The organism is Salmonella sp. NW1250 (genome assembly GCF_051812965.1).
Lineage (GTDB): Bacteria > Pseudomonadota > Gammaproteobacteria > Enterobacterales > Enterobacteriaceae > Salmonella > Salmonella enterica.
In genome coordinates this window covers 109389-127283 of record NZ_JAMNDD010000010.1, presented here as the reverse complement: position 1 = coordinate 127283, position 17895 = coordinate 109389, and the positions used below count along the sequence as shown (strand labels likewise).

The window sequence follows — 17895 nt, the reverse complement described above, 5'->3', positions numbered from 1 at the left end:
CAGAATAAATTATGAATTTCATTTAATTTAAAGTTAATGAGAATTATTAATTTTTCCGGAATTACCCTTAATGAGGGAGCTTGATAAATATCAAGAGATCTAACACTTAAAAACGTGAGAATGGGTTTTTATTTGACGAGTCGGATCATGAAAAATATAAAAAGCCAGGGAAATGGCGAACAGCCCGCTATTTCTCGCCGCCACTTTATCCAGGCCAGCTCCGCGCTTATTGCGTTACCGTTTGTCTCCTCGCCAGCTACCGCTCAGGCGCGCGCTGTGACGGCAACTGAAAACAGGCCTGCGGAAAAAGTCGTTCAGACATGCAGCACTTTTGACTGCGGGGGTAAATGCGATATTCGGGCGCATGTTAGTGACGGTATCGTGACGCGAATTTCAACGCGACCGGATAATGCGCTGGATGCGCAAATGCCGGTGATGCGTGCCTGTGTTCGTGGACGCGCATACCGTAAATTTGTTTATCATCCTGACAGACTTAAATATCCCATGAAGCGCGTAGGAAAACGCGGTGAAGGAAAGTTCGAGCGAATTTCCTGGGATGAAGCGACAACCTTAATCGCCGATAATTTAAAATCGATTACTGAAAAATATGGCCCGGCTTCGCGCTATGTTCATGTTGGCACCGCCGTTTCCGGCGGCACCTTTTCCGGCGATAAAATGGCGCGTCGCCTGCTGAATCTGACCGGCGGCTATCTCGAAAGCTACCATTCTGTGAGTATGGGCAACACGGCGGCCGCGACGCCTTATACTTACGGCATTGCCGCCAGCGGCAGTTCGCTGGATACGCTTTTGGACACCAAACTGGTGATTCTGTGGGGCCATAACCCGACGGAGACCATTTTTGGTCATACCAACTATTTCCTGCAGAAGATGAAGCAGAACGGTACGCGGTTTATCGTGGTCGATCCGCGCTATTCCGACACCGTTTCGTCGCTGGCGGATCAGTGGATCCCGCTACTGCCCACCACCGACAATGCGCTGATGGACGCGATGATGTACGTCATCATCAGCGAGAATCTGCACGATCGCGCATTTATTGCGCGCTACGCTATCGGTTTTGATGAAGACTCAATGCCGGAAGGCGTACCGGCTAACGAATCGCTGGTGGCATATCTGACCGGCGCCAAAGACGGTGTCGTTAAGTCTCCCGAGTGGGCGGAAAAGATCACCCATGTGCCGGCGCAAACCATTCGCCAGTTAGCGCGTGATTACGCGAATACCAAACCCGCCGCGTTGATTCAGGGGTGGGGACCACAGCGCCACAACTGCGGCGAGCGCACCGCGCGCGGCTCGACTCTACTGGCGACCATTACCGGTAATGTCGGCATCAAAGGCGGTTGGGCTGCGGGTTACGGCGGCTGCGCTAACCGTAAATTCGCCGCGGGTCCGGAGATGCCGGATAACCCGGTAAAAGCCAAAATTTCGGTGATGAACTGGGTGCAGGCCGCAGACGACGCCAGCAAAGTGACGCCGGATATGGGGCTGAAAGATGCCGATAAACTGGACAGTAACATCCGTATTCTGTTCTCGCTGGCCGGGAACTATCTGGCGAATCAGAACCCCGATCTGCACCAGGCGGTACGCGTACTGGAGGATGAATCAAAGATCCAGTTTATTGTCGCCAGCGATCTGTTTATGACGCCGAGCGCGAAATACGCTGATCTACTGCTGCCGGAAACCAGCTTTATGGAACGCTGGAACATCGGTGAAACCTGGGGCACGGCAAGCTACCTGATACTCTCTGAAAAACTGATCGAGCCTGAATTTGAGCGGCGCTCCGACTACGACTGGCTACGTGAGGTGGCGGCGAAATTAGGCATTGAGAATGAATTTAGCCAGGGGCGCGATGAGAAAGCGTGGATTGAACACATCTGGGAACAGACGCGCCTGGCGATGCCGGACGAAAATCTGCCGGATTTCGCCACGCTGCAAAAGACCCGTCAGCATCTGTTCAAAAGCGCGCCATTTATCGCCTTTGAAGACAATATTCGCGATCCGGAAAATCATCCGTTCCCGACGCCGTCAGGGAAAATAGAGATCTTCTCGAAGCGCCTGTACGACATGCAGCATCCGGAAATCCCGGCGTTATCGCACTACGTTCCCGCGCATGAAGGCCCGGAGGATGCGCTGGCGAAAGATTTTCCGCTCCAGTTAATTACGTGGAAAGGAAAAAACCGCGCCAACTCAACGCAATACGCTAACCCGTGGCTGATTGAAGTGCAGCAGCAGACATTGTGGATCAACCCGCAGGATGCGCAAACGCGCGGCATTACACATGGCGACATGGTGCGCATTCATAACTCACGCGGGATTTGCGAAATCCCGGCGGAAGTGACGCCGCGCATTATTCCCGGCGTTGTCGCAATGCAGGCTGGCGCCTGGTGGCAGCCGGATGAGAACGGTATTGATAAAGGTGGCTGTGCGAACGTCCTCAGCTCGGCCCGTATTACCGCGCTGGCGAAGGGAAATTCACATCAAACCATGCTGGTGGAGGTGGCTAAAGCATGAGTCAGTTTACACATTACCCGCCGGTGAGCGATAAACAACTGGGATTTTTCATCGACTCCTCACGCTGCTCCGGTTGTAAAGCCTGCCAGGTGGCCTGCAAAGACAAAAACAATCTGGAAGTAGGCCGTCGTTTCCGCCGCGTCTATGAAGTCAAGGGCGGAAGTTTCATCCCGACCGGGCAGGGCGGGGTCAGCAATAACGTATTTGCTTATACGCTTTCCATTTCCTGCAACCACTGTGTGGACCCTGTCTGCACTAAAAATTGCCCGACTACCGCTATGCATAAACGCCCGGGCGACGGCATCGTGCGCGTTGATACCGACAAATGCGTCGGCTGTGGCTATTGCGCCTGGTCCTGCCCTTACGGCGCGCCGCAGTTTAACGAGCAGACCGGCCAAATGTCCAAGTGCGACATGTGCGTTGATTTACTGGCGAAAGGTGAACCGCCCGTCTGTGTTGCGACCTGTCCGCTGGAGGCCATCAAGTTTGGCCCGATTGATGAACTGCGCGCGAAGTACGGTAGCGTATGCGACGTTAACGGGCTGCCAGATTCATCCATAACCAAGCCTAATCTGGTTGTCAAAGCGCATCAGGGCGCAGAAAAAGAGGGTAAACGCCATGCATGAGTTACCGCTGCTGATTTTTACGCTCTGTTTGCAAGGGTCTGTGGGCGTGACTCTGTGGCTGGCGTTGGGCCGCCAGTACGCCGTAGAGGGACGCGTGCCTGCACGCGGCGCGCTTCCCGCGATGGCGGGGGCGTTTGTACTGGCCTGCGTGGGGCTGCTTGCTTCAGCGCTGCACATGGGCTATCCCCTGAATGCGCTAAATGCGTTACGTCATGTCGCCAGTTCGTGGCTGAGTCGCGAAATCGTCTTTGCCAGCCTTTATCTGGCGGCGCTGGGGCTAGGGGTTGTGCTGCTGTTTTTCCGAAAGCCAGGCTGGCAGCCGCTGCTGGCGCTGGCGGCAGCGTTTGGGCTGGTGGATGTATTCTGCATGGCGCAGGTTTATATCCATGCCTCGGTGGCGACCTGGCAGCATAGCAACACGCTGGCGCTGTTTTTTGGCACGTCAGGCATTATCGGTTCGGTAGTCATTGCGCTGACTTATCTGCGCAACGCTGGCGCCGCAATGCGCTGCGCTGTGGTAGTGGTCGCACTGATGGTGCTGATTCGCCTGATCATGCAGCCGCTATGGCTGGCGGATATTAATGCGGTGGATACGACGGTCGTCACTTTCCCGCATCATCCGCTACAGGCGCTGGCGCAGTTGCGTGACGTCTATCTTCTCGGCTGGTGTGTCTCAGCGGCGGGAATGCTCTGCTTTGCCGCAGGCGGTCTGCGAAACGCCAGAGGGACGCTGGTGGCGGGCAGCGTATTGCTGCTTCTCGGCGAGATTATGCTGCGCTACGTCTTCTTTAGTATTGGCTGATGGTTAACCTGACGATCGATCCGGCGGTAGACGTGACGCAGGCCTGCGTCCGTCGTCGCTTTCGTTTTTCTTCCTGCCGCGCTTGCGCCGATGTTTGTCCGGCGCAGGCGTTTTCGCTGGCGCAGGGGCAGGTCAGCATAGATACGACACGCTGCATAGCCTGTGGCGACTGTCTGTTTGTCTGTCCTGTTGACGCCATTACCGGTATCAAACCGGTTAAACGCTTTGTGCAGGGGGATACGTTGGTGGGGCCGTTTTCGCTACAGGCGCCAACGGTCGATGAACTGCTTCTCTGGCACAGCCAGTACGGTATTCGCTTTATTGATATTGCGGTGGAGCGATCGGCGCAGTGGCTGATGGCGCTGGCGGGGCTAAATTTAGCGCTGCGCCGCTACGGCGAGCCGGGCTGGTCTTTCAAACACGTTGTCGGCGCGGAGATTAACGCCTCGCGGCGCACTCTGTTTCATGTTCCGCGCGACGCCATTACCCCGTGCGCCGTCGAGCCGGGGAAACGGCGTCTCAGACAGGCGTTTTCCGCGTTCAGCGAATGCGTACCCGAAATCAGTCCGCAAGAGTGCAGGATGTGCGGTGCCTGCTGGCGAAGCTGCCCGGAGAACGTTATCCAGTTTGACGACAATACCCTGACGATAGCGGCGGCGCGTTGTACGGGATGCGGCGGCTGTGCGGCGGTATGTCCGCATCAGGCGCTGCGGCTGCGGTTTGACGTGGAACCCGCCTTAACGCGGCATAGTGCGGTGCATACGCTCATCTGCGAAAGCTGCAAACGTACTTTCCATGCTCTCACGCCTGAACACACGCACTGCGTGCTGTGTCAGTCCCCTGAGTTTGCTGTGCGCCTTTAACTTTTGTTGCTAATGCTCATTTTATTTTAAAAAAATGTTACCTGCATCCATAGGCAATTGATGGGATGCTCTTTATAATCCGCGCCTGACATAACAACAGAACATATTTCAGAGGTAAACATGGCTATTGAACGGACTTTTTCCATCATTAAACCCAACGCGGTGGCAAAAAACGTTATTGGCAGCATCTTTGCGCGCTTTGAAGCTGCAGGGTTCAAAATTGTTGGTACTAAAATGCTGCACCTGACCGTTGAGCAGGCGCGCGGCTTCTATGCTGAGCACGACGGTAAGCCGTTCTTTGACGGTCTGGTGGAGTTCATGACCTCTGGCCCTATCGTGGTATCCGTGCTGGAAAGCGAAAATGCGGTACAGCGTCACCGCGATCTGCTTGGCGCCACCAACCCGGCGAACGCGTTGGCGGGTACGCTGCGCGCCGACTACGCTGATAGCTTAACTGAAAACGGCACCCACGGTTCGGATTCGCTGGAATCCGCGCAGCGCGAAATCGCCTTTTTCTTCGGTGAAGGCGAAGTGTGCCCGCGCACCCGTTAATCTCCTTCGTCTTTCACGCTGTAAATGCGTTGGCGATAAATTATCGGTTCAAATATTATTTTTGCTAATGCCGCGTGCAGACGTGGCATCCTTACGCCAGAATTTGTACAATGCAGCGCCCCCGGACGAGCAGTAAGCTTACCGGGGCGTTTCTTTTTTCAACCCTCCAGGGGCCATAACGTGTAATAACGAGGCCGGAATAGCATATGTCTGAACAAATTGTCACACCTGAAAGCAGTACCCCGGTAGTTCTTAACAACGAAACAAAAATCAACCTGCTGGATCTCAACCGTCAGCAGATGCGCGAGTTTTTTAAAAACTTAGGTGAAAAACCTTTCCGCGCCGATCAGGTGATGAAATGGATGTATCACTATTGCTGCGATAATTTTGATGAGATGACCGACATCAACAAAGTGTTGCGCGGCAAATTAAAAGAGGTCGCGGAAATCCGCGCGCCGGAGGTCGTTGAAGAGCAGCGTTCCTCAGACGGCACCATTAAGTGGGCGATTGCTGTCGGCGATCAGCGCGTTGAAACGGTCTACATCCCGGAGGACGACCGCGCTACGCTGTGTGTCTCTTCACAGGTAGGATGCGCGCTGGAGTGCAAGTTTTGTTCAACTGCGCAGCAGGGCTTTAACCGCAACCTGCGCGTATCGGAAATTATCGGTCAGGTCTGGCGTGCGGCGAAAATCGTCGGCGCGGCCAAAGTCACCGGCCAGCGTCCGATCACCAACGTGGTCATGATGGGGATGGGCGAGCCATTGCTTAACCTGACCAATGTCGTACCGGCGATGGAAATTATGCTCGATGACTTTGGTTTCGGCCTGTCCAAACGTCGTGTCACGCTCTCAACGTCCGGCGTGGTGCCTGCGCTGGATAAACTGGGCGATATGATAGATGTCGCGCTGGCTATCTCCTTACATGCGCCGAATGACACTATTCGCGACGAAATCGTCCCGATCAACAAAAAATACAATATCGAAACGTTCCTGGGCGCGGTTCGCCGCTATCTGGAGAAATCCAACGCCAATCAGGGGCGCGTGACGATTGAATACGTGATGCTTGACCACGTCAACGACGGCACTGAACACGCGCATCAACTGGCGGAGCTATTAAAAGAGACGCCTTGCAAGATTAATCTGATTCCGTGGAACCCGTTCCCTGGCGCGCCGTATGGCCGCAGCTCTAACAGCCGTATCGATCGCTTTTCTAAAGTTTTGATGAGTTATGGTTTCACGACCATCGTACGCAAGACGCGTGGCGATGACATTGATGCGGCATGCGGACAGTTGGCTGGCGATGTGATTGACCGTACCAAACGTACCCTGCGTAAGCGTATGCAGGGAGAGGTGATTGACATCAAGGCTATTTGATAGCAGTTGCGCCACGGTGCATTCATTATACCGTGGCGCAATGTCAGTTGAATAATGTCTGGCGTTGTACTTGTCTGGTCAATAATAACGGTGCGTTTTTGTCGACTTTAAGGCAGTATGTAATGGTGCAACAAGAGTTTAGCCTTGTGTCTTAGCGGTTTTGTCATCTGCGGCCTGACAGGCTTATACTGTCTGACTAAGGTTAACTAACCTGATGTTTCGCGGTGTGGGCGGGCATTACGGCTCGTCGGCGCCTGAATCCTAATTTACACGTACCTGTAGCTGTAGCGAATGAATACTGAAGCCACGCACGACCAAAATGAAGCACAAACCACCGGCGTTCGTCTGCGCAATGCCCGTGAACAACTCGGACTCAGCCAGCAGGCTGTCGCTGAGCGACTTTGCCTGAAGGTTTCTACGGTACGCGATATTGAAGAAGATAAGGCGCCGTCCGATCTTGCTTCAACCTTCCTGCGCGGATATATCCGCTCATATGCGCGTCTGGTGCATGTTCCAGAAGAGGAACTGTTGCCGGGGCTGGAAAAGCAGGCCCCGCTGCGCGCCGCCAAAGTCGCCCCGATGCAGAGTTTCTCATTAGGAAAGCGTCGTAAAAAACGCGACGGCTGGTTAATGTCTTTTACCTGGCTGGTACTGTTTGTGGTCGTAGGGCTGACCGGCGCCTGGTGGTGGCAGAACCATAAGGCGCAGCAGGAAGAGATCACGACAATGGCCGATCAAAGCACGGCTGAACTGAACGCAGATAAGGACAGCGGCCAAAGCGTACCGCTGGACACCCGTGACGCGACAAGCCAGGATACGACGCCAGCGCAAACGGCTACGGCGCCTGCGACGCCGGTTGATTCGACGGCGGCGACGCAAACGCCAGCGGCGGCGGCGACGCAAAATACGGTAGTCGCGCCTTCGCAGGCGAATGTCGATACGGCTGCGACATCTGCCGCGCCAGCGGCAACGGAGACGCCGTCCGCGCTGCCGACCAGTCAGGCTGGCGTAGCGGCGCCTGCTGCCGATCCGAACGCGCTGGTGATGAATTTTACCGCTGACTGCTGGCTCGAAGTCACTGACGCCACGGGTAAGAAGCTGTTTAGCGGTATGCAGCGTAAAGATGGTAATTTAAACCTAACCGGTCAGGCGCCTTATAAACTTAAAATTGGCGCGCCGGCCGCGGTGCAGATCCAGTATCAAGGAAAACCTGTCGATCTGAGCCGCTTTATCAGAACTAATCAGGTTGCGCGTCTGACCCTTAATGCCGAACCGACACCGGCGCAGTAACAGACGGGTAACGCGGGAGATTTTTCATGCATAACCAGGCTCCGATTCAACGTAGAAAATCGACACGTATTTACGTAGGGAATGTGCCGATTGGCGATGGCGCCCCCATCGCCGTCCAGTCGATGACTAACACGCGTACCACTGACGTGGAAGCGACGGTTAATCAGATCAAAGCGCTGGAACGCGTTGGCGCAGATATTGTTCGTGTTTCTGTACCGACCATGGACGCCGCCGAAGCGTTTAAGCTTATCAAACAGCAGGTTAACGTCCCGCTGGTTGCCGATATTCACTTCGACTACCGCATTGCGCTGAAAGTAGCGGAATACGGCGTTGACTGCTTGCGTATCAACCCCGGCAATATCGGTAACGAAGAACGTATTCGTATGGTGGTGGACTGCGCGCGCGACAAAAACATCCCTATTCGTATCGGCGTAAACGCCGGATCGCTGGAAAAAGATCTGCAGGAAAAATACGGTGAGCCGACGCCGCAGGCGCTGCTGGAATCAGCCATGCGCCATGTCGATCATCTCGATCGTCTAAACTTTGATCAGTTCAAAGTGAGCGTAAAAGCGTCCGATGTATTCCTTGCCGTTGAGTCTTATCGTTTGTTGGCTAAACAGATCGATCAGCCGCTGCATCTGGGGATCACCGAAGCGGGCGGCGCGCGTAGCGGGGCGGTCAAGTCGGCGATCGGTTTAGGCCTGCTGTTATCGGAAGGCATCGGCGACACGCTGCGCGTATCGTTGGCGGCCGACCCGGTGGAAGAGATCAAAGTCGGTTTCGATATTCTGAAGTCGCTGCGCATTCGCGCGCGCGGCATCAATTTCATCGCCTGCCCGACCTGTTCTCGCCAGGAGTTCGACGTTATCGGCACGGTGAACGCGCTGGAGCAGCGTCTGGAAGATATCATCACCCCGATGGACGTCTCGATCATCGGTTGCGTGGTGAACGGACCGGGCGAAGCGCTGGTATCGACGCTGGGCGTGACGGGCGGCAATAAGAAAAGCGGCCTGTATGAAGACGGCGTGCGTAAGGACAGACTCGATAACGACGATATGATCGCGCAGCTTGAATCCCGTATTCGCGCGAAAGCAAGTCAACTTGATGAAGCGCGTCGGATTGACGTGCTGCAGGTTGAAAAATAAGAACGTGATGGGAAGCGGCGCGCTTCCCGTGTATGATTGAACCCGCATGGCTCCCGGTTCGTTCGGGGAAGCGCTGAGGGTTCATTTTTATATTCAGAAAGAGAATAAACGTGGCAAAAAACATTCAAGCCATTCGCGGCATGAACGATTATCTGCCTGGCGAAACCGCCATCTGGCAGCGCATTGAAGGCACACTCAAAAACGTGCTCGGCAGCTACGGTTACAGTGAAATCCGCTTGCCGATTGTAGAGCAGACCCCGTTATTCAAACGTGCGATCGGTGAAGTTACTGACGTGGTTGAAAAAGAGATGTACACCTTTGAGGATCGCAACGGCGATAGCCTGACATTGCGCCCTGAAGGTACGGCGGGCTGTGTACGCGCCGGCATCGAACATGGTCTCCTGTACAATCAGGAACAGCGTTTGTGGTATATCGGCCCGATGTTCCGTCATGAGCGTCCGCAAAAAGGCCGCTACCGTCAGTTCCATCAGCTAGGCGCCGAAGTCTTCGGCTTACAAGGCCCGGATATTGACGCGGAGCTGATTATGCTGACCGCACGCTGGTGGCGCGCGCTGGGCATCGCTGACCACGTTAGCCTGGAGCTGAACTCTATTGGTTCATTAGAGGCGCGTGCGAACTATCGCGATGCGCTGGTCGCGTTCCTCGAACAGCATCAAGAGACGCTGGACGAAGACTGCAAACGCCGTATGTATACCAATCCGCTGCGCGTGCTGGATTCAAAAAATCCGGACGTGCAGGCGCTGCTCAACGACGCGCCCGCTCTCGGCGACTATCTCGATGACGATTCACGCGAGCACTTTGCCGGCCTGTGTAAATTGCTGGACGCGGCGGGGATTGCCTACACCGTCAACCAGCGTCTGGTACGCGGTCTGGATTACTACAACCGCACCGTATTTGAATGGGTAACAAACAGTCTGGGGTCACAAGGCACCGTCTGTGCGGGTGGTCGTTATGACGGTCTGGTGGAACAACTGGGCGGTCGCGCTACCCCGGCAGTGGGCTTTGCGATGGGCCTGGAACGACTTGTTTTGTTAGTTCAGGCAGTTAATCCGGAATTTATTGCCTCTCCTGTTGTCGATATATACCTGGTAGCTGCCGGCGCACAAACGCAGTCTGCGGCAATGACGCTGGCGGAGCGGCTGCGCGATGAAATGCCAGGCGTGAAGCTAATGACAAACCACGGCGGCGGCAACTTTAAGAAACAGTTTGCCCGCGCCGATAAGTGGGGCGCCCGTATTGCACTGGTTCTTGGCGAATCTGAAGTCGCCGATGGGACTGTTGTAGTGAAGGATTTGCGCTCCGGTGAGCAAACGGCAGTGGCGCAGGACAGCGTCGCCGCGCATTTGCGCACTTTATTGGGCTAAGGAGAAGGACAGCGTGGAAATTTACGAGAACGAACACGACCAGGTGGATGCGATTAAACGCTTCTTTGCCGAAAACGGCAAAGCGCTGGCTGTCGGAGTGATTTTAGGGGTTGGCGCGCTGGTTGGCTGGCGTTACTGGAGCAGCCATCAGACGGAGTCCGCGCGTGCTGCTTCTCTGGCGTATCAAAATGCGGTGACGGCGGTAAGCGCCGATAAGCCGGATAGCATTCCCGCCGCTGAAAAATTCGCGGCTGAGAATAAAAATACCTATGGTGCGCTGGCGTCTATGGAACTGGCGCAGCAGTTTGTGGATAAGAATGAACTTAAAAAAGCCGAAGCCCAGTTGCAGCAGGGGTTGGCGGCCACCAGCGATGAAAATCTCAAAGCGGTGATTAATCTGCGTCTCGCTCGCGTTCAGTTACAGCTTAAGCAAGCTGACGCCGCGCTGAAAACTCTGGATGCCGTTAAAGGCGAAGGATGGACGGCCATTGTCGCTGATTTGCGCGGCGAAGCGTTGCTGAGTAAGGGTGATAAAAAAGGCGCGCGCAGCGCATGGGAAGCGGGCGTCAATAGCGATGCTTCTCCGGCGTTGAGCGAAATGATGCAGATGAAAATCAATAATTTGTCCATCTGAGAGGGACCCGATGCAATTGCGTAAATTACTTCTGCCAGGGTTGCTTTCCGTTACCCTGCTCAGCGGCTGTTCACTGTTTAGCGGCGAAGAAGATGTCGTCAAGATGTCTCCATTACCGCAGGTTGAAAACCAGTTTACCCCGACCACTGTCTGGAGCACCTCTGTCGGTAACGGAATTGGCGAATTTTATTCTAACCTTCATCCGGTAATGGCAGATAACGTGGTCTATGCAGCCGATCGCGCGGGCGTGGTAAAAGCGCTCAATGCGGATGATGGCAAAGAGATCTGGTCTGTGAATCTGGGCGAAAAAGACGGCTGGTTCTCTCGTTCGTCCGCGCTGTTGTCCGGCGGCGTCACGGTCGCGGGCGGTCACGTCTATATCGGCAGTGAAAAGGCCGAGGTTTATGCGCTAAATACCAGCGACGGCACTACAGCATGGCAGACGAAGGTCGCAGGCGAAGCGTTGTCTCGCCCGGTTGTCAGTGATGGAATCGTCCTTATCCATACCAGCAACGGTCAGTTGCAGGCGCTAAATCAGGCGGATGGCGCCATTAAATGGACGGTGAACCTGGATATGCCTTCGTTGTCGCTGCGCGGCGAATCTGCGCCGGCAACCGCGTTCGGCGCGGCTATTGTTGGTGGTGATAATGGCCGCGTCAGCGCCGTGTTGATGCAACAAGGCCAGATGATTTGGCAACAGCGTATCTCCCAGGCCACTGGCCCAACGGAAATTGACCGCCTGAGCGACGTTGATACCACGCCGGTTGTGGTAAACGGCGTCGTTTACGCGTTGGCGTATAATGGTAACTTAACGGCGCTGGATCTGCGCAGTGGTCAGATTATGTGGAAACGCGAGCTGGGTTCGGTCAATGACTTTATCGTCGACGGCGACCGTATCTACCTGGTCGATCAGAACGATCGCGTGCTGGCGCTGACCACTGACGGCGGCGTAACGCTGTGGACGCAAAGCGATCTGCTGCACCGTTTGCTGACCTCCCCGGTGCTGTATAATGGTGATTTAGTCGTCGGCGATAGCGAAGGTTATCTGCACTGGATTAATGTTGATGACGGGCGTTTTGTGGCCCAACAAAAAGTAGACAGTTCCGGTTTCCTGACCGAACCGACGGTGGCGGATGGTAAACTGCTCATCCAGGCCAAAGACGGTACGGTCTACGCGATTACGCGTTAATCGTCACGGTTGTGCGTTTTAAAAAACGGCTCCTGGTGTAGGGGCCGTTTTCCTGTTTTTAACAATGGCGCAAAATGCGCGCGTTGTCTGATGATTTTTTTAATGAGGCTTTAAACATGGTACCTGTGGTCGCGCTTGTCGGGCGCCCTAACGTCGGAAAATCCACGCTATTTAACCGTCTGACCCGCACCCGAGATGCGCTGGTTGCGGATTTCCCGGGTCTGACTCGTGACCGTAAGTACGGTCGTGCGGAGGTTGAAGGCCGCGAGTTTATCTGTATCGACACCGGTGGTATTGACGGCACCGAAGACGGCGTCGAAACGCGGATGGCGGAACAGTCGCTGCTGGCGATTGAAGAAGCGGATGTAGTGTTATTCATGGTAGATGCGCGCGCTGGCCTGATGCCGGCGGATGAAGCGATTGCCAAACATCTGCGTTCCCGTGAAAAACCGACCTTCCTGGTGGCGAATAAAACAGATGGTCTCGATCCCGATCAGGCGGTTGTCGATTTTTACTCGCTGGGATTAGGCGAAATTTACCCTATCGCCGCCTCACATGGTCGCGGCGTATTGAGCCTGCTGGAACATGTGCTTCTGCCGTGGATGGATGATGTCGCGCCGCAGGAAGAGGTGGATGAAGACGCGGAATACTGGGCGCAGTTTGAGGCGGAACAAAATGGCGAAGAAGCGCCGGAAGATGATTTTGACCCGCAAAGCCTGCCGATCAAGCTGGCGATTGTCGGTCGCCCGAACGTAGGTAAGTCCACACTCACTAACCGTATTCTCGGTGAAGAGCGCGTGGTGGTATACGACATGCCGGGCACCACTCGCGACAGCATTTATATCCCGATGGAACGCGACGAACGGGAATATGTGCTGATTGACACGGCGGGAGTGCGTAAGCGCGGAAAAATCACCGATGCGGTAGAAAAGTTCTCGGTGATTAAAACGTTGCAGGCGATTGAAGACGCTAACGTCGTACTGTTGGTTATCGATGCGCGCGAGGGGATCTCCGACCAGGACTTGTCTCTGCTGGGCTTTATCCTCAATAGTGGGCGCTCACTCGTTATCGTAGTCAACAAATGGGATGGCCTGAGCCAGGAAGTCAAAGAGCAGGTGAAAGAGACGCTGGATTTCCGTCTGGGCTTTATTGACTTTGCCCGCGTCCATTTTATCTCTGCGCTACATGGCAGCGGCGTCGGCAACCTGTTTGAGTCCGTACGCGAGGCTTACGACAGCTCCACTCGCCGGGTGAGCACTGCGATGCTGACCCGTATCATGACGATGGCGGTGGAAGATCATCAGCCGCCGCTGGTGCGCGGTCGCCGTGTGAAACTGAAATATGCCCACGCTGGCGGCTATAACCCGCCGATTGTGGTTATTCACGGCAACCAGGTAAAAGATCTGCCAGACTCCTATAAGCGCTATCTGATGAACTACTTCCGCAAGTCGTTGGAAGTGATGGGGACGCCGATTCGCATTCAGTTTAAAGAAGGGGAGAACCCGTATGCGAACAAGCGTAACACACTGACGCCAACGCAAATGCGCAAACGTAAGCGTCTGATGAAACATATCAAGAAAAGCAAGTAATGCTTTTTCAGTAATATTCCAGGCCTGACAAGCGCTGCGCTATCAGGCCTTTCAAGTAAAAGTGAGTCACGCGCCTGAGGAGAATGTTATGGAAATAACCTGCCCCGTTTGCCATCACGCGCTGGAGCGCAATGGCGATACTGCGCATTGCGAGACATGCGCTAAAGATTTCTCGTTACAGGCAATTTGTCCTGACTGCCGCCAGCCGTTACAGGTGTTGAAAGCCTGCGGCGCAGTGGACTATTTTTGCCAGAACGGCCATGGTTTAATTTCAAAAAAACGGGTTAACTTCGTCATTTCCGATCAATAAAACCGCTGTCGACGTTGCGCCGCAGAGCAGAGGCGCCGACGTCTTATCCGGCTAAGGGCAAAAGCGTTATTCGATACTCCCGTAATATCAGCATAGTCTCCTGCCCGACGGCTATTTTATTCTTTTTATTGATTCAATTATTTATAGAGAATATTATTCCCAAAAATTAATATTAGAAATAAATAACAGCCTTCTTTTTATTTATTATATCAATATTATAAGTCTGTTTCATATTAAACTTTTCTTTTTAGGAATATATTTAGGTCTGTTAGTTATGATTCCATCTGAATCATCCATATAATATCTTTTCATCGAGGCGTGTTTATTTAACGACAGGGATATCATATGGTGCGAAGGATTCGCATTCTGGTTTTGCTATTAGTGTCTGGAGTATCGGTTGCGGCTTCCGGCGCAGATAACTCTGTATCTGCAAATGATGAAAGCCACTCCTCTCTGCCTGATTTAGCCAGCGAATCCGCCAAAAAAGAAGAACAGGAAAATAAAGGAAAGTCCTTTAAAGAACAGGGCGCTGACTACTTTATTAATTCCGCCACCCAGGGCTTTGATAATCTCACCCCGGAAGCGCTGGAATCCCAGGCGCGTAGCTATTTGCAAAACCAAATCACTTCCTCAGCACAGTCATATCTTGAAGGCGTAATGTCACCTTATGGCAAGATCCGTACCAGCCTCACCGTGGGCGAAGGCGGCGATCTGGACGGCAGTTCGCTGGATTATTTTATTCCCTGGTATGACAATCAGAGCACGCTTTTCTTTAGCCAGATTTCTGCCCAGCGTAAGGAAGACCGCACCATTGGTAACTTTGGGCTTGGCGTGCGCCAGAACGTCGGCAACTGGCTGCTTGGCGGCAACGCATTCTATGACTACGATTTTACACGCGGTCACCGTCGATTAGGTCTGGGAACCGAAGCCTGGACAGATTACCTGAAATTCTCCGGCAACTATTACCATCCTCTTTCTGACTGGAAAGACTCCGAAGATTTCGACTTTTATGAAGAACGACCCGCGCGCGGCTGGGATATCCGCATGGAAAGCTGGCTGCCGTTTTATCCGCAGCTTGGCGCTAAATTAGTTTACGAACAGTACTACGGCGATGAAGTAGCGCTGTTTGGCACCGATAATCTGCAAAAAGATCCTCATGCCGTCACTTTGGGGCTGGAATATACGCCGGTACCGCTGGTCACGGTTGGTACGGATTACAAAGCTGGTACTGGCGATAGTAACGATTTTAGCGTTAACGCGACCGTGAACTACCAGATAGGCACGCCGCTAGCGGCGCAACTCGATCCGGAAAACGTTAAAATTCAGCACTCCTTAATGGGCAGCCGCACCGATTTTGTCGATCGCAACAATTTCATCATTCTCGAATATCGCGAGAAAGATCCGCTGGACGTCACGCTGTGGCTGAAGGCTGACGCCACCAACGAACACCCGGAATGCGTGATTGAAGATACGCCTGAGGCCGCGGTGGGGCTGGAGAAATGTAAGTGGACGGTCAATGCGCTGATTAACCACCATTACAAAATTATTTCTGCTTCCTGGCAGGCGAAAAACAACGCCGCCCGTACGCTGGTGATGCCGGTAGTAAAAGCTAATGCGTTAACCGAAGGCAACAATAACAGCTGGAATCTGGTGCTTCCTGCCTGGGTTAACGCCGATACCGAAGAGCAGCGCACCGCCCTGAACACCTGGAAAGTACGCATGACGCTGGAAGACGAAAAGGGCAATAAGCAGAACTCTGGCGTGGTGGAAATCACCGTCCAGCAGGATCGCAAAATTGAGCTGATCGTCGACAACATTGCCGATACCGATCGCAGCGATCACAGCCATGAAGCCAGCGCGCTGGCCGATGGCGAAGACGGCGTGGTGATGGATCTGCTGATCACCGATTCCTTTGGCGACTCCACGGATCGCAATGGTAACGAACTGGTGGACGATACCATGACGCCCGTGTTGTACGACAGCAATGATAAAAAAGTCACCCTGGCCCAGACGCCCTGCACCACGGAAACCCCCTGCGTGTTTATTGCCAGCCGTGATAAAGAAGCGGGGACGGTGACGCTTTCCAGCACCCTGCCGGGCACTTTCCGCTGGAAGGCGAAAGCAGACGCCTATGGCGACAGTAACTACGTTGATGTCACTTTTATCGGCGACAGCCTGAGCGCGCTGAATGCGGTGATTTATCAGGTCAAAGCCGCCAACCCTGTCAACCTTATCGGCAAAGAAGATAAGCACCCTACGGTCAATAATGCTTACCGTTTCCTGCTGTGGCGCGACAAGAATAAAGACAATGTTTTTCAGATGTCCGAGCAGCTCACGGAAGAAGAGATGGCGCTGTACGACTACCAGTGGGAGTTTACCGGGCAGAGTACAAACGGACATACCGGCGCGTTGGCCAACACCATGAATGAAGATCTTGTCCTGCCAGTAACCAATAAAGAGGCGGCGCAGAAGTTTGCCGCCAACGAGGAAGATGGCGTTCAGGGTTACGGCATACGCGTTACGTATAGCCAGAAATAGCGTCAGCGTTATGGCTGACCAGCCAGCCGCTGAATTTTGAGAAAAAGGAGAGTCTGAATGCAAGCAACAGTAAAACGGCGGCTGACGAAGGTCGCTTTAGCATTAGTAGTTGCCGGATATTGCGCCGCGCCAGCGGTGGCGGCAAACGGTAATCTGAAATCGGGGCAGTGGCAGAGTGCCACTGACCAGACGGGCACCATTCAGGGTACGGTGCCGTGGATTACCCGTGCGGCGGATAAAACCGCGGATACCGACAAAGATCACGTAACGGTAACTATCGATCGCGGCGATCGTAAAATTGTGACCGAAGGCGATAAGCAGTTTCACGTTGGCGATAAGGTCACGGTGAACTGGGCGATTGGCGATACGGAAGGCGACCTGGATGCCGACAACGCCGCCACGAAACAGACGGTGCAGTGGATGAGATACAGCGACCAGAATGGTAGCAATCCCGAAGAGATTGGCACCGAAGGTAGCGATACCTATGAAATTCAGGCGGCTGACGCAGACCATTATATCGGTATCAAAATCACGCCAACCACCACCACCGGTGACCCTGCCGTGGCAACCGAACTGCTGTTGAAAGACCTGTCGACCGATGCGGGCGGTGGTGCGGATGGCGACGATATTCCGGAAGGTCCGGTGGTGGATGAAAACGTCCATGTTGTGATCTACGAGTCTGGCTCAACCACCAACCTGCTGGGTACCTCTACTCCGCTCAAAACCAACACAACTTATAAGGTTCTGTTGTGGAAAGATAAAGAGGGTGGTACGGCAGGTAAATACGATACCGGTGAAGAGGTTACCAGCCAGTATGACTACCGCTGGAAATTCATGGGGACCAGCGCAAAAGCAGGTACTGGTGCCGGCGGTATTGTCAACGAAAGCTGGAACGATAAAGACCTTGTCATCCCGCTTACCAACGCCGAAGCGAAAACGGCGTTCGAGGGTGCGGAAGGCGGCGTTACCGTGGGTACCGACGGTGTCCAGGGCTTTGCTTTGTCCATCGACTACAAACGCAAATAAGTTGTCCTCAACATACCACTCCCCGCGGGGAGTGGTATTTTCCGCGC

The 17895-nt window shown here is 54.0% G+C and carries 15 protein-coding genes; all 15 read left to right on the top strand.

The features are described 5' to 3' along the window. Window positions 1-147: 147 nt before the first annotated feature. The 15 genes from NBA72_RS17470 (at window position 148) to NBA72_RS17400 (ending at window position 17848) form a co-directional block, all read left to right on the top strand. Window positions 148-2526 (top strand): DmsA/YnfE/YnfF family dimethyl sulfoxide reductase, encoded by a 2379-nt coding sequence (locus NBA72_RS17470; protein ID WP_042948324.1) that lies wholly within the window; start codon window positions 148-150, stop codon window positions 2524-2526. Further along, window positions 2523-3152 (top strand): DMSO/selenate family reductase complex B subunit, encoded by a 630-nt coding sequence (locus NBA72_RS17465; protein WP_042948326.1) that lies wholly within the window; start codon window positions 2523-2525, stop codon window positions 3150-3152. The genes NBA72_RS17470 and NBA72_RS17465 overlap by 4 nt, the downstream gene beginning before the upstream one ends. Continuing rightward, a complete protein-coding gene (locus tag NBA72_RS17460) occupies window positions 3145-3954 on the top strand; it encodes a dimethyl sulfoxide reductase anchor subunit family protein (RefSeq protein ID WP_042948328.1) in 810 nt (269 codons plus the stop codon). Before NBA72_RS17465 ends, NBA72_RS17460 begins: the two co-directional genes overlap by 8 nt. Continuing rightward, window positions 3954-4817, top strand: coding sequence for a 4Fe-4S binding protein (locus tag NBA72_RS17455; protein WP_023221405.1), 864 nt, complete (start codon window positions 3954-3956; stop codon window positions 4815-4817). Before NBA72_RS17460 ends, NBA72_RS17455 begins: the two co-directional genes overlap by 1 nt. Window positions 4818-4937: 120 nt before the next feature. Further along, entirely contained in the window at window positions 4938-5369 is a 432-nt protein-coding gene (gene ndk, locus NBA72_RS17450; protein ID WP_000963846.1) for a nucleoside-diphosphate kinase, read from the top strand. A gap of 206 nt (window positions 5370-5575) precedes the next feature. Next, on the top strand, window positions 5576-6742 hold the full coding sequence (locus tag NBA72_RS17445; protein ID WP_000003206.1) for a bifunctional tRNA (adenosine(37)-C2)-methyltransferase TrmG/ribosomal RNA large subunit methyltransferase RlmN: 1167 nt from the start codon (window positions 5576-5578) through the stop codon (window positions 6740-6742). A 291-nt stretch (window positions 6743-7033) separates the two neighbouring features. After that, on the top strand, window positions 7034-8032 hold the full coding sequence (gene rodZ, locus NBA72_RS17440; protein WP_042948329.1) for a cytoskeleton protein RodZ: 999 nt from the start codon (window positions 7034-7036) through the stop codon (window positions 8030-8032). Between the two features lie 26 nt (window positions 8033-8058). Beyond that, window positions 8059-9177, top strand: coding sequence for a flavodoxin-dependent (E)-4-hydroxy-3-methylbut-2-enyl-diphosphate synthase (gene ispG, locus NBA72_RS17435; RefSeq protein WP_000551804.1), 1119 nt, complete (start codon window positions 8059-8061; stop codon window positions 9175-9177). Between the two features lie 110 nt (window positions 9178-9287). After that, window positions 9288-10562, top strand: coding sequence for a histidine--tRNA ligase (gene hisS, locus NBA72_RS17430; RefSeq protein WP_001107139.1), 1275 nt, complete (start codon window positions 9288-9290; stop codon window positions 10560-10562). Between the two features lie 13 nt (window positions 10563-10575). Next, window positions 10576-11196 (top strand): YfgM family protein, encoded by a 621-nt coding sequence (locus NBA72_RS17425; RefSeq protein WP_000409190.1) that lies wholly within the window; start codon window positions 10576-10578, stop codon window positions 11194-11196. 10 nt (window positions 11197-11206) lie between these two features. Further along, window positions 11207-12385, top strand: a complete 1179-nt coding sequence (gene bamB, locus NBA72_RS17420; RefSeq protein ID WP_001177072.1) for an outer membrane protein assembly factor BamB — start codon at window positions 11207-11209, stop codon at window positions 12383-12385. Between the two features lie 116 nt (window positions 12386-12501). Beyond that, window positions 12502-13974: a ribosome biogenesis GTPase Der gene (gene der / locus NBA72_RS17415; protein ID WP_000249411.1), complete on the top strand. Its 1473-nt coding sequence runs from the start codon at window positions 12502-12504 to the stop codon at window positions 13972-13974. Between the two features lie 88 nt (window positions 13975-14062). Continuing rightward, window positions 14063-14284, top strand: a complete 222-nt coding sequence (locus NBA72_RS17410; protein ID WP_000406465.1) for a zinc ribbon domain-containing protein — start codon at window positions 14063-14065, stop codon at window positions 14282-14284. Window positions 14285-14629: 345 nt separating this feature from the next. Continuing rightward, window positions 14630-16822 carry an intimin-like inverse autotransporter SinH gene (sinH, locus tag NBA72_RS17405; protein ID WP_042948333.1) on the top strand — a complete coding sequence of 731 codons (2193 nt, stop codon included), beginning with the start codon at window positions 14630-14632 and terminating at the stop codon, window positions 16820-16822. A 57-nt stretch (window positions 16823-16879) separates the two neighbouring features. Further along, window positions 16880-17848 carry a SinI family autotransporter-associated protein gene (locus NBA72_RS17400; RefSeq protein ID WP_042948335.1) on the top strand — a complete coding sequence of 323 codons (969 nt, stop codon included), beginning with the start codon at window positions 16880-16882 and terminating at the stop codon, window positions 17846-17848. Window positions 17849-17895: the final 47 nt, after the last annotated feature.

Bases quoted from the DNA above. Each gene is read 5' to 3' on its own strand.
- NBA72_RS17470 (WP_042948324.1), top strand. From the start codon at position 148: ATGAAAAATATAAAAAGCCAGGGAAATGGCGAACAGCCCGCTATTTCT.
- NBA72_RS17465 (WP_042948326.1), top strand. From the start codon at position 2,523: ATGAGTCAGTTTACACATTACCCGCCGGTGAGCGATAAACAACTGGGA.
- NBA72_RS17460 (WP_042948328.1), top strand. From the start codon at position 3,145: ATGCATGAGTTACCGCTGCTGATTTTTACGCTCTGTTTGCAAGGGTCT.
- NBA72_RS17455 (WP_023221405.1), top strand. From the start codon at position 3,954: ATGGTTAACCTGACGATCGATCCGGCGGTAGACGTGACGCAGGCCTGC.
- ndk (WP_000963846.1), top strand. From the start codon at position 4,938: ATGGCTATTGAACGGACTTTTTCCATCATTAAACCCAACGCGGTGGCA.
- NBA72_RS17445 (WP_000003206.1), top strand. From the start codon at position 5,576: ATGTCTGAACAAATTGTCACACCTGAAAGCAGTACCCCGGTAGTTCTT.
- rodZ (WP_042948329.1), top strand. From the start codon at position 7,034: ATGAATACTGAAGCCACGCACGACCAAAATGAAGCACAAACCACCGGC.
- ispG (WP_000551804.1), top strand. From the start codon at position 8,059: ATGCATAACCAGGCTCCGATTCAACGTAGAAAATCGACACGTATTTAC.
- bamB (WP_001177072.1), top strand. From the start codon at position 11,207: ATGCAATTGCGTAAATTACTTCTGCCAGGGTTGCTTTCCGTTACCCTG.
- der (WP_000249411.1), top strand. From the start codon at position 12,502: ATGGTACCTGTGGTCGCGCTTGTCGGGCGCCCTAACGTCGGAAAATCC.
- NBA72_RS17410 (WP_000406465.1), top strand. From the start codon at position 14,063: ATGGAAATAACCTGCCCCGTTTGCCATCACGCGCTGGAGCGCAATGGC.
- sinH (WP_042948333.1), top strand. From the start codon at position 14,630: ATGGTGCGAAGGATTCGCATTCTGGTTTTGCTATTAGTGTCTGGAGTA.
- NBA72_RS17400 (WP_042948335.1), top strand. From the start codon at position 16,880: ATGCAAGCAACAGTAAAACGGCGGCTGACGAAGGTCGCTTTAGCATTA.